Origin of the sequence: Methanosarcina sp. (genome assembly GCF_049706645.1) — an archaeon.
In the GTDB taxonomy this organism is placed as follows: Archaea; Halobacteriota; Methanosarcinia; order Methanosarcinales; family Methanosarcinaceae; genus Methanosarcina.
In genome coordinates this window covers 149359-161705 of sequence record NZ_JBNAKP010000010.1, presented here as the reverse complement: position 1 = coordinate 161705, position 12347 = coordinate 149359, and the positions used below count along the sequence as shown (strand labels likewise).

The 12347-nt window shown below is 38.7% G+C and carries 8 protein-coding genes; 5 read left to right on the top strand and 3 right to left on the bottom strand.

Annotated features, from left to right (window positions below; translation table 11 throughout):
* Window positions 1–169 precede the first annotated feature (169 nt).
* The gene (locus ACPK8D_RS04120) at window positions 170–1348 is read left to right on the top strand and encodes a tetratricopeptide repeat protein (protein ID WP_424716572.1); all 1179 of its coding nucleotides are present in this window, start codon (window positions 170–172) and stop codon (window positions 1346–1348) included.
* Between the two features lie 19 nt (window positions 1349–1367).
* Here the strand turns inward: ACPK8D_RS04120 and ACPK8D_RS04115 are convergent, their stop codons facing one another.
* Window positions 1368–2246: a type II CAAX prenyl endopeptidase Rce1 family protein gene (locus tag ACPK8D_RS04115; protein ID WP_424716571.1), complete on the bottom strand. Its 879-nt coding sequence runs from the start codon at window positions 2244–2246 to the stop codon at window positions 1368–1370.
* Between the two features lie 612 nt (window positions 2247–2858).
* Here ACPK8D_RS04115 and ACPK8D_RS04110 point away from each other — a divergent pair.
* The gene (locus ACPK8D_RS04110; protein WP_424716570.1) at window positions 2859–5831 is read left to right on the top strand and encodes a PGF-pre-PGF domain-containing protein; all 2973 of its coding nucleotides are present in this window, start codon (window positions 2859–2861) and stop codon (window positions 5829–5831) included.
* Between the two features lie 195 nt (window positions 5832–6026).
* Here ACPK8D_RS04110 and ACPK8D_RS04105 read toward each other — a convergent pair whose 3' ends face one another.
* Window positions 6027–7484: a right-handed parallel beta-helix repeat-containing protein gene (locus ACPK8D_RS04105; protein WP_424716569.1), complete on the bottom strand. Its 1458-nt coding sequence runs from the start codon at window positions 7482–7484 to the stop codon at window positions 6027–6029.
* Window positions 7485–8041: 557 nt separating this feature from the next.
* On the opposite strand from ACPK8D_RS04105, the gene mmrce1 reads away from it, so the two are divergent.
* The 3 genes from mmrce1 (at window position 8042) to ACPK8D_RS04090 (ending at window position 11043) form a co-directional block, all read left to right on the top strand.
* Window positions 8042–8899 carry an MmRce1 family CPBP family CAAX prenyl protease gene (mmrce1, locus tag ACPK8D_RS04100; protein WP_424716647.1) on the top strand — a complete coding sequence of 286 codons (858 nt, stop codon included), beginning with the start codon at window positions 8042–8044 and terminating at the stop codon, window positions 8897–8899.
* A 65-nt stretch (window positions 8900–8964) separates the two neighbouring features.
* Window positions 8965–9171 (top strand): hypothetical protein, encoded by a 207-nt coding sequence (locus tag ACPK8D_RS04095; protein ID WP_424716568.1) that lies wholly within the window; start codon window positions 8965–8967, stop codon window positions 9169–9171.
* Window positions 9172–9582: 411 nt separating this feature from the next.
* Window positions 9583–11043, top strand: coding sequence for a DUF4041 domain-containing protein (locus tag ACPK8D_RS04090; protein WP_424716567.1), 1461 nt, complete (start codon window positions 9583–9585; stop codon window positions 11041–11043).
* Here ACPK8D_RS04090 and ACPK8D_RS04085 read toward each other — a convergent pair whose 3' ends face one another.
* Complete coding sequence (locus ACPK8D_RS04085; RefSeq protein WP_424716566.1) at window positions 11044–12279, bottom strand: tetratricopeptide repeat protein; 1236 nt, start codon at window positions 12277–12279, stop codon at window positions 11044–11046.
* Between the last annotated feature and the right edge of the window lie 68 nt (window positions 12280–12347).

Here is a 12347-nt window from a genome sequence, read left to right as displayed (position 1 = left end):
AAATATGTAAACTGTAATAAATATGTAACCTGCGAGAAACATCTAATTCCAATACATAACCTTCAGTAAGAGAAGAACTCCATATAGAGAAAAATTTCCGGTAAAGAATCTTCGGTAAAGAATCTTCGGTAAAGAAAAAATTTTCGATAAGGAGAAGACCTGCCACGATATGATTTGCAGAAAACAAACCTCAACCCCCCCAGAATGGGACCCGCCTGCCCCTTCAACGGTTTATATCAAAATTAAAAATATCCCATACGAAACTTTCAAAACACGGCTGAACGAGGGGCTGGTTACTACCGAGCTTGACCAGATCCGATACCGGCTGGAAAGGCGAATTTACTGCTGCGAGACCTGTTCCAAACATGTTAACGGGTACTGTGTTATTACAAACCGGAAGGTTGAGCCAGGATGTATTTGCAAGGCCTTTGTGCCAAAAGAGGAATTCATATACCTTGATTCCAGACCTGGCTCGAAAGTATCTCCGGATTTCAGGTATCTTTCGGAATCCGGGCTTCAAAGAAACCATATCGAAAGCGAGATTCCGGAAGAAAGCAGTCAAAAAAGTGCAGAAAGCCTTTATGATGAAGGAGTGACTCTCTACAGGCAGGGAAAGCTCAGGCTCGCACTTGAAGCTTTTGACACGATACTCTCCGAAAACCCCCGGCATTTTCCAGCCTTTTTTCATAAAGGAAATACCCTGCTAAAACTAAAACGCTACGAAGAGGCTCTTGAAACGTTTGAAAGCGCCTCCAGGCTAAATCCGGATCATCCGGGGCTCTGGACCAATATAGGATTTGCATTGGTAAAGCTTGAGCGCCTCGGGCAGGGACTTGAAGCTTTCGAAAGGTCTATCTCCCTGAACCCGGTACAGAAAAACGCCTGGGAAGGGAAGGACGCCGTGCTTGCCCGGATGCGCCAGTGCGAAAAAGAGTTGAAGGAATCCGAGGAAGCCCTGGAAATGCATCCCGAAGATGCAGGCGCCTGGTTTGAAAAAGGCAAACTGCATTTAAGGCTCGGACAGCTTGAGAAATCCAGGGAGGCTTTTGAAAAGGCCCTTGAAGAAAAACCTGAGAACGCAGGGGCCTGGCATCTCAGGGGAAAAGTGCTTTTTGAAACCGGCTCTGAAAAAGCAGCCCTGCACGCTTTTGAAAAGGCAACCCGGCAGAAACCGGATTTTCCAGACGCCTGGTATGAAAAGGGCAGGGTTTTCCTGCAGCTTGGCAACTCCAAAGGAGCGGAAAACGCCTTTAAGATCGCAGCTAACCTGTGGGAAAGCAAAGGGCTCAAAACCCAGGCTGAAACAGCCCGTGCAAAGGTTAAAAGGCTGGCTTCGGAGAAAAATTAATTTTTGGGATTAAAAAATACTATTCTCTATTAACTAATTTTTCATTAATTAATTCTCTATCAACTAAAAGTATCTGGTTTGCCTTTCTTCTATAGGTTCTTATTCCAAGTCCAACAAATAAGTAAAGAATTGAAGTAATAATCCCGTAGATTGGTGAAACAAAAATCTCTTTTCCTGATACAATGCTGATATAGCCTGATATAATTAAAGGATTTATTAGCGAATCCTCTACCATATGTAATACAACACCCGGCCAGATTGATGCTGTTACCCTGTAAAGCTCAATAAACATCACCGCCCAGAATACCATTGTTATAATGGAAACAATGGAAATTATAGTTCGGCTGACAGGTAACACCGCTTGTATGTCGGTTTCGGGTAAAAAGACCAGGTAATATGGAAGATGCCACATTCCCCAAACACTGCCAACAGTGAGATATATCCACCAATCATTAAGATTTAATCTGGTGAGTTGTGAGGTCAGATAACCATACAAAGGAGGCCCATCGAAAATATCAATGATAAAATTAATTAACAGAGTACTGGAAAACAGCAAAACTAATGGTCCGAGGTCGAATGTTGATAAGTCAATCCATTTTATTGTAACTCCGATTATTAGAACTATTGCTGTTACAACAGGAAAAATCAAAGCAGCAATCAAGTACCATTTTACGTTTCCTTTGAAATTCGGCTTGAAACCAAAATCCTTCCAGCTGCCATTTGAAAATATAGTGATTGCAATTGCAGCCAGCATAGGCAATACCAGCCATATACCCATACCAGGAGAATCGCCTTTGGGCTGGTCGGTAAGGACAGAATCTACAAGAACACCTATCCATCCACTGCCAATAACAATAACAATAAATACCAGAATATTGCGAATAACTTTTTTATCCACTTAAACCTCCCCATTTAGTAAATTAAAATACTCTTTATCAGTACATCTGATGATTAAAACTTAATTATACTATTCTCCGCGAATTTCTTTATCATACAAGGTTCGCTGAACAGCTTTTTCGTGTTTTTCCATGCTGACAGCAGTTATACAACATCAGGCGACTTAATTTGAGTGTTTGCACTCGATACTAAATTAACTTTTTTGTTGAGTCCCCATTCAAAACTATATTGACTTTTTAGTAAAACTATTCGTGAAGTAGATTACAGGCGTGGATGACTTAAATATAAATATTAGGAAGTTGTACTAACTTTGATAAAGAATATTTATACTGTTTATCAATCAGATTAACCTCTCAGAAATAGACTTTATTGATATTATTAAATTGAGCGTTCTGGAAAATGGGGAATTTTTAACATATAAAAGTCCAGGCATATGTCTCGTACATATAGACACTCAAAGAATAAAAATAAAGTAGTAACTGGTTAAAAAAGTGAAATAGTTGCTTATTGATTGAATATGGAGCTTTTGAACCAGAATTAGAAAAAGAAGGCCTCTGGGCCCTGCGTAAAAGTAAAACGCTTAATATTGTCTTCATTGAAGAGGTCTGACATAATGAAATTCCAAAGTTTTAAAAAATATGTAAAACCGGGGTTATTTCTTATATTTATAATCAGTCTGGTCGGCACTGCGCATGCAGATACAGATCAACTTGTCTATTATAACTGGTCTGCAGATACTGGAAATACTATAGTTGACAATTCGGGACACGGAAATAACGGTATAAATAACGGCAGTACAACCTTTGTTCTGCCAACCGGACAAGTAGGAAGACATTTTAACGGACAAAATCGAATAACAATACCTGACAATGGACAACTGGCATTTACTGATCCTCATATAACATTCGGGTTATTTTTCCGTTACAATTCAAGCAATCCGGCTCGCAATACATATCTGGTTTCCAAAGGAAATACCGCATTCAGGATCAGCATTGACCATACGAATTCCATGCTGACATATGAAGTTTATGCAGACGGCCATGCAATTCATGCCTCCAGTGGAACTCGTATACAGCCTAACAAAGACTATGAAGCTATTGTGACATATGACGGTTCTCATGCCCAATTATACATCAATGGAGTCGCTAATGGGGGAGGCGTAAATTATACGGCAGCGGCTTTAGGCCCGAGCTATACCGCTGAGAACTGGACGATAGGATCTTCTTCAGATACTACTTACGGGCTAAACGGCACGGTATATGCTTTTTACCTGTATAACAGAACATTAAATTCATCCGAGATATTAAATTTATATGCGAGTGACCTTCGAAGTATAAAGAATTTAAGCAAGCCGGGGGGCATTGCTTTATCCTGGGACGATTCAGCACGTATTCGATCCTGTCATCAATATTTACCAATTTTCCAGAAGTATAATGCTACGTGCACTATTAATGTAAATAACGTAAGCACCAGACCACAGGCTGCAATTGAATTAAAAGAACTGGATGCGCTGTATTCAGCCGGATGGGAAATAGCTCTGCACGGGTACAATCATATCGATTCAGCTGTATTTATAAATAGTAACTCTCCTGAAGTGTGGCTAGACAGGGAAATATTCCCCAACATCGTAGAAATTACCCGTTATGGTTATCCGGTTTATACTCTCGCATACCCCCACTCAAGCAGGAATGCAGTTTCAGATGCAGCACTAGCTCCATACTTCCGGACGCTTAGAACGAGAACTCCCACGATAGTAAACGGGAATATAAATGAAACAGCGCTGGCTTACTATAATTGGGATGATACGCAACTCCTATACGGCGTTGAAATCGATGACCAGGCAATTGATGCCAGCCTGCCGTCTATAGAAAACGGAATCGATTACGCAATAAAAACAGGGAGTGTACTGGTTTTATTCGGGCATGGGATTACTCCAAACATTACCGGACCCTATCAAACTTCAACCGCAAGACTGGACTATATTCTAAATTATACCAGTCAGAACGGCGGAGTATTTTATCACATGGGAGATCTGGGGAATTCTTCCTGGAAACAGGTACCCAGATTTTCTAATGTGACTGCAAATTACACGGTTTCTGCAAATAGCCTGCTGGCCGGGGAAAACGTGACGTTTACGGATTACAGTGTCAACCCGGCCACCGAAATACTTGATTTCGGGGACGGGTCACCTGCGAGCAGTACTGCAAACGTTATTCACACATATACGGCACCAGGAATTTATACGGCTAATCTAACGGTAACAAATGACGTTTCCAGCAATTCCATGCTCAAGACAATTAAGGTTGTGCAGGCAGCAGCTCCGGTTGCTGATTTCATCAGTAATTGCACAGCCGGATACCGGCCGCTGAGCATAGCGTTCACAGACACATCAACCGGACTTCCGGCTTCCTGGTCATGGGATTTCGGGGACGGAAACAGGTCAGCACGCCAGAATCCGGTACATGAATATTCAAATGCCGGAAATTACTCTGTTACATTGACCGTGTCGAATAGCAGAGGATCAAATTCGATTCAAAAAATGAATTATATAACAGCAGTGAGACAATCCCCGTCGCCTGATTTCCGTTCAAATGTAACAGGCGGAAATATCCCATTAACTGTCCAGTTTGATGATACCAGCACCGGGTCTCCAGTTTCATGGAACTGGAACTTCGGAGACGGGTCTACTTCGACTGAGCAGAATCCAACACATACATATTTTTCAGCCGGAACCTACAAAGTCAGCCTGATAGCAGGCAACGCTGACGGAAACTCGTCAAAAACGGCTACAATAACTGCACTTGAAAACGGCGGCTCAAGCAGTGGAAGCAATGGAGGAAGCGATGGTGGAAGCAGCGGTGGAGACAGCGGTTCAAGTGGTGGGAGCAGCAGCGGCAGCGGTGGCGCGGGCGGTTCCCCTGAGCCTGCAAGGAATGTAAAAGTAAAGGAACTTTCGCAGACTTACATTACGAGCGGAAAGCCTGTAAAGTTTGATTTCCCGAAGAACGCTACCTCTATTGTTTATTTAAGCTTTGATTCAAAGAAGGCGGCTGGAAGGACAACAACCGTTGTCGAGATGCTGAAAGGTAAATCCACGCTTACGCCGGATGCGCCCGAGGGCGAGGTCTGCGATTACCTCAATATCTGGGTTGGAAACGGCGGATACGGAACTGATAGAAGCATCGAAAATGCGGTCATCTGTTTCAAAGTCGAAAAATCCCGGGTTCAGGAGAAAGGCATTGACCAGGCTTCAATCACCCTTGACAGGTACAATGACAAAAAATGGAATAAACTGCCAGCCACCCTGCTCAGGGAAGATAACAAATACCTGTATTTCACAGCCGAAACCCCTGGATTCTCGCCTTTTGCAATAACAGGCAAGCTTAAGGCAAAGGAAAATGTGATTGAAATCCTGCCTGAACCTGAAACCGAAAATCCGGAAAATAATACTCAGGATATGGCAGCAGATGCTGAACATACTTCTGAGAAAAAGGAAAAAATCACAGGTATGCCTGGGTTTGAAATGATTTACGGTATTATCGGGCTGCTTGGAGTGTTTCTGAGTAAGAGAAGAAGTAAGATATGAAACAGGAAAATTTCAAAAGAAGAATATTGAGATAAAGACATTCTCGGATGATCTATGGAAATAACGATTAATGGAATAAACTCTATGATAGGAAAAATGGAAAGAGTACATGAGAATATACGTCTCACGTACTCTCATGCTAAAGAAAAGCTGGCCCTGTTTCAGGCCCTATGCATCAATATTGCTCCAGACGCGTCATGAACATCTTCGTATAAAGACGGAATCTATGGTGTCCTGATTAATATTTTTTGGATGCTGGTTTGAAGAATATCCGGCGCCAATGTTCTGGTCCAAAAGGAGAGGATCTACATAGATATCAGTAGTTGATGTGCAGTTCAGGTAGTTACCAGCATAGTTGTTGTACAGACAGTTATTCTCCAGCACAATTGTATGTGTTTCAGGGAGATAATTAACTACTCCATATCCTGTTCCATCAGGATCTTTACTACGTTGTCTGGTGTTTGCGATAATATTATTGCGGACAATTGTTGTATATCCCGTATCTTTAGGTGAAAGGTCAATGTGACCTGAATTGCTGTATGTAGGATAAATGTGAGTACCGCCTGTAGGATACATCTGAATAATTGCGCCGTGATATACCCCGTCAAAGGTATTGTTTTCGATGAGGGTATCGTAAAATCCACTTGTCACTATACCGCCTACCCAGTCAATACTCGGGTTTGTACCGGTATTGTAAAAGGTATTATGATAAATGTGGATATTCTTAGCCTCGTCCCTGGGATACGACTGAGAACAACCTATCAACCAGATTCCAGGCCCGTAAGTTTTTTGGATAGAATTATTATAGACCTCTACGTCGTTAACGACACCTTCTGTTTTTTCAATCAGAATTCCAGCGCCGCCTGCACTCCAGTCGTAGAAGGAGTCTATTGCATTATCATGGATTTTTATGTGGTTTGAGTTCCTCATTCTAAAACCGGAATCAGTCCTGACGGTTATGCTATTATTCCAGGCCTCTATTTTTTCGGAATCTTCGGCAAAAAGACTATTATGCCCCGTTTTATATACGAGGTTATTATAAAACTGAATACCGGAGCCGTTGTCTACTTTAATCATCTCTCCATGCCCGTCATGAACGTACATATCATGAATCTGAATATCCCTGGAATTGCGGAAATGGATCATATTGTAATATCCATATCCCTTCTTTTTATCCAGATTATTGTCATGATTTCCGTCGATTTCGAATCCTTTTATAGTGACTCCATGGATTCCGGTACTGTCCATCTGCGTAATCAGGGGTTTAAATGCTGGCCAGTCCGCGTTGTCTATAAGTTTAATTACTGCTGTAGGATCGCCCTCAAGGGTCGTATTATTTCCAATGAAGACAGTGTCTGAGAGAACATATGTATTCGGACCCTTCAAATAAACTGTAGTGAACTGCGGATTTTCTGCAACATATGCAAGAGCCTGGTTTATTTCTACCTGATCATCAATTCCATCACAGGTGAAGTTTTCACTCCCATCGCCAGCGACCCACACAATCGAATTTGACGGTATAAGCGGAGGCCTGGACTGAATAAGGATTTGAAAAATAAATACATTCAGTAGAATCAGGAAAACGAAAATTATAATGTAAAATCTTAATTTTTGCCAGTTTTTCCCTGCATACCCAGGATCTTTCTCATTCATTTTCATCACTCACTTTTATTGAGGGTTCTCCTTACAGACTATAAACTTAGAAATGTTAAGACAAAACTCACTGAATGGGCTATTTTAAAGTGAGTCTGATTAAATATTAAATCAGCTGTATAGGTTTTACTTTTATAAAAAAGTTTGTTTCTTTGACTTTCTGTAACTTCCAGGAATACATATGCAGTTATAGCTTTCATCCCTGAAGGCGAGAAGGAGATTAAGAAAATTGTATCAAGCCTGAAAATGCCTGAAAATGCCTGAAAATAAGCCTGGTAAAAGCTGTTTTAGTCGTTTTAATTTATTTTGCACAACACCAGCAAAGAAAAGAGGAAATATCCTCCCATTTCAGAAAAACAGCATAACAGTGCCGATAAGAAAGCATATATATTGGAAATAGTTTAACGGGTTATATGATTTCTTGCATTTTTTGCATTAGACAAAAAATAGGCAAAAATAGACAAAAAATTAAAAACAGTTTACTTACTTTTGACGTTAAATTCGGTTGAATATAAAAAACAAGAACAGGGTTATGGCATTTAAATTTGGACGAACACATGATTCCTGACTACAGGTACAGGCCCAGGGTATATTTTGTTGCAACCTTTATCGTAACTTATACTCTCTGGTTTGCAGGGGCGTATCTAAGTTTTCAGGACGATAAAAGCGGGCTGTATATGCTGGTTATGCTTCCCGGATTGATGGCGCCTTTTCTTATCTCACTTTTTATAATCTTTAAGTCTAAAAATTCGGATTTAATAAAAGATTTTCTCAACCGGCTTATCAATCTCAGACTGATACAGCCCAAAGTGCTGCCGGTATTTGTTTTAATAATGCCGCTCACTATTCTTGCATCTATTATTCTTTCTCTTCCATTCGGCGGATCGACTTCCCAATTTCAACTTGCCGACGGCTTCTCTTTTTCAACAGGATTTGTCCCTGTCTTGCTTCTTCTTTTCCTGGCCGCCAGTTTTGAAGAGCTTGGATGGAGGGGATATGCCTTTGACAGTCTCCAGAGCAAGTACACCTACTTTACGGCATCGATTATTTTCAGCATACTCTGGTCGCTCTGGCACTTTCCGCTGATATTTGTCAATAACTCCTATCAGTATGAGATTTTTCACGAAAATATCTGGTTTGGCGTGAATTTTTTTGTCAGCATCATCCCTATGGGAGTAATTATCAGCTGGATCTGCATAAAAAACGGAAAAAGCGTTCTGGCTGCGATCCTCTTTCACTTTATCATCAATATCTCGCAGGAGATCCTGGCAATAACCCAATTTACAAAATGTATTGAAACTGTTGTTCTCATTGTTATTGCCGCTGTTATTATCGCATCAGACAAAGAGATGTTTTTCTCTGAAAAACATCTCGCCTCTGAGGTTAGCTTAGCGGCAGTAGATAGTGTTGTTTAATTTTTTTATTTAATGTATCAAAAAAATAAGTATTCTTTCAGGATTGTGGGAATGAGGGAGAAATAATGCAAGTAACTGCACGTTTTCAAAAGAATTTACATATCCTTGCAATGGTACTTTCCGTTCTTAATATCGTAGTCATTGCTTATTGTTATAGAATTTCAAACGATTGGACTCAATTAGGAGCGGCTACTGGGTGGATAGTGGCGGTGATGTACGAATATCTGGTAATAAGAGAGTATCCTTTTTCACGGGATACAAAAGATTCTTGAATTTATCTGTTTTTTATGTCGTCAACGCGAAGCAAAAAGCCAAAAGTAATAAGCCTTTTACCCTTAACAGCCATGTTTTGGAGAGGGTTAAGGCTTGGGTAAAACTTCTTTCGGGGGATAGATTAAGGCTTAAGGAAATTAAATACAGTAACCAACCGAATTTTTAATTTTAAAAGCAAACCTGAAAATCCAGATGTTAAGGAAAAAATTGTTTTTGGGAGTAGCCCTCTAATTGTTAATTTTTTATTGATTTTTTAAATATTTGTCTTTTTCTTGAATAAAGTATAAAATTCCATACAATTTCAACATGCTTCTAATAATTTGAATAGATTTCGAATTATTTTTATAACATTCAAACTTTTGAAGTTATAAAAATATTTTAAAAATCAAGTAAGTTAAAAGGTGACACTGATGGATTTTACGTTTATGCCTTTGTTAATCATAATTATATATTTTTACATTAAACAAAAATTAAAATACAACAAATTATACGAGCGTTTTAAAACTGTCACAGATATCGATTCTGAAATCTCAAAAGAAAATCTAAAATTAAAAGAAATTCAAATTAAAATTGATGAAACAAATGTAGATTACAAGAAAAGAAAAGAGACATATGAGAGAACGTTAAAGGATTTCAAAGATCTTACGGATATTCGATCAGAGATTACTAAAGAAAATCAAAAATTGAATGAAATACAGGCCAAAACTAATGAGATGATTTTAGACTATAAAAACAAACGAACTATATATGATAAATTATTAAGTGAAATCAACTCACTTGAAGAAAACTTAGAAATTATTTCCTATGGATTATACAAACCTCATTTTGATTTTGATACTTCTAGTGAATATCAAAAACGGATACTAACTAACCACCAACGTCAAAAACAGCTCATAAAAGATAAGGCAGCTTCTGTGTGCTCAAAAGAATGGAGCGTTGAAGGTGATAAAAAGAAGGGGGCAGAAATGATTGCTCGGAACAGAAAGCTTGCATTGCGTGATTTCAATAGTGAGTGTGACGCTGCTGTACTAAAAGTAAAATGGAACAACGTGTCAAAGATGGAAGAAAGGATTGAAAGAGCGTATGAGGAAATTAACAAGCTGGTTGCTCCATTGGATATAAAAATTACAAATAAGTATTTTAGTTTGAAACTGGAAGAATTACATCTTGTTTATGAACGTCAGGAAAAATTGTATCAAGAAAAGGAAGAGCAAAGAGTAGTAAAAGAGCAGATGCGGGAAGAGGAAAAAGCGATAAGAGAATTTGAAGCTGCAAGAAAAGCGGCTGAAAATGAAGAAAAACAATGTCTAAAAGCCCTAGATGAGGCTAGAAAAGAAATTGAAACGACAACAAGTGGAGAAGTAACACAACTGAAAGATAAAATATTGAATCTCGAACAGCAACTTAAAGAAGCTCAGGAAAAAGGAAGAGCTCTCTCAATTGCTCAAGTGACAAAAAGTGGGTACGTTTATGTAATCTCAAATATTGGTTCTTTTGGGGAGGATGTTTACAAAATTGGGATGACACGAAGGCTAGAACCATTAGATAGAATTCGAGAATTTGGTGCGTCTGTTCCTTTTGATTTTGATGTGCATGCTTTAATTCATTCTGAAAATGCCCCTGAGCTAGAAGCTAAATTACATAGGCGTTTTAATGAAAAAAGTTTGAATTTAGTTAATAGCCGAAAAGAGTTTTACAATGTTGCGCTTAAAGAGATTGAAACGGCAGTCAAAGAGTTGAATGGAAATATTGAATTCATATTGATGGCCGAAGCAAAGCAGTATAGGGAGACTCTGACACTTCGAGAAAAAGTAAAAATGAGTAGTAGAATTGCCGAACAAATTCAAACTGAATTTCCTCTAACAATATGACTAATCCTTTAGTTTAGCTATAACTGCGCTAACTATACCTTCAATTCCTTCTGTATTAAAATCTAGGTAGGCCATGTCATCAGGCAAACCAAATAGGGGCGTGTTATCTAACCTAACAGGCAAGATAAACTCAGTTCCCCTAACTTTTGCCTCGCCTCGTGCAATAGAAAATTCGAAGTTTGTCCAATCTTTTAATGAATACTCTTTAGAAACGAAGACTAAGACAAAGCAAGTATTCTCCCCATATGTTTTTTGAAAATGTGTTGATAATCTCTTTCCCCATAGCTTTGCTTTTTCATACTCATCATAAAAGATTTGAATATTATTTTCAGCTAATTTTTCAGCTATTTGTTCTACTATCTCCCGATTTTCGCCAGCAAATGATAGAGCTATGTCGTATTTAAAGACGTCTTGTTTTGTTTTATCCTCATTTTCTTTTTTGGTTTTAATATCTCTACTATCCTTCATCTTCTCCAAAATATTATCCCGAAATTCTAAAGATTGATAGTCATCAGGTTTGATTTTAAGTCCTTGATCTAAAAACTCAATGGCCTCTTTATACATTCCTAAGAAGCCTAAAGCAATGCCTTTTCCCTTCAAAGAGTCATAGTCATCAGGTTTGATTTTAAGAGCTTTATCATAGTACTCTATAGCTTCTTTATATCGCTTTAACCAGTGTAAAGAAGCACCTTTGCGTCTTAAGGAAATATAATCATCTGGCTTGATTTTAAGAGCTCTGTCGAAAAATTTAATAGACTCTTTATACATTTCCATGCAGCTTAAAGCAACACCTTTCTCCCTCAATGAATCATAATCATCAGGTTTAAACTTAAGAGCTCGATCGTAGCATTCAATAGCTTCTTTATATCGTTTCAATTGAAACAAAGAAACCCCTTTGTTTCTTAAAGAATCATAGTCATCAGGTTTGATTTTAAGAGCCCGATCATAACACTTAATTGCTTCTTCGTATCTTATTAAATAGAATAAAGCAATGCCTTTACATCTCAAAGAATCGTAGTCATCAGGCATAATTTTGAGGGCTCTGTCATAGCACTCAATAGCTTCCTTATACCGACCCAACCAGACTAAAGAAATTCCCTTATTTCTCAAAGAACTGCAGTCATCAGGCTTGATTTTAAGGGTTCGATCAAACCATTCAATGGCTTCTTTGTACAATCCTCGCTTGAAAAAGTTAATGCCTTTATTTTTTAAAGAATAATACTCACCAGAATCCAAAGTAAAACACCTATTTCAATAAAAAAGAAAGAACTTAAGAACTTATCTCTTCTTAATGGATTAGATAC

Excerpts from the sequence above, each read along its gene's own strand:
- ACPK8D_RS04120 (WP_424716572.1), top strand. The coding sequence starts at position 170 with ATGATTTGCAGAAAACAAACCTCAACCCCCCCAGAATGGGACCCGCCT.
- ACPK8D_RS04110 (WP_424716570.1), top strand. The coding sequence starts at position 2,859 with ATGAAATTCCAAAGTTTTAAAAAATATGTAAAACCGGGGTTATTTCTT.
- ACPK8D_RS04105 (WP_424716569.1), bottom strand. The coding sequence starts at position 7,484 with ATGAATGAGAAAGATCCTGGGTATGCAGGGAAAAACTGGCAAAAATTA.
- mmrce1 (WP_424716647.1), top strand. The coding sequence starts at position 8,042 with ATGATTCCTGACTACAGGTACAGGCCCAGGGTATATTTTGTTGCAACC.
- ACPK8D_RS04095 (WP_424716568.1), top strand. The coding sequence starts at position 8,965 with ATGCAAGTAACTGCACGTTTTCAAAAGAATTTACATATCCTTGCAATG.
- ACPK8D_RS04090 (WP_424716567.1), top strand. The coding sequence starts at position 9,583 with ATGGATTTTACGTTTATGCCTTTGTTAATCATAATTATATATTTTTAC.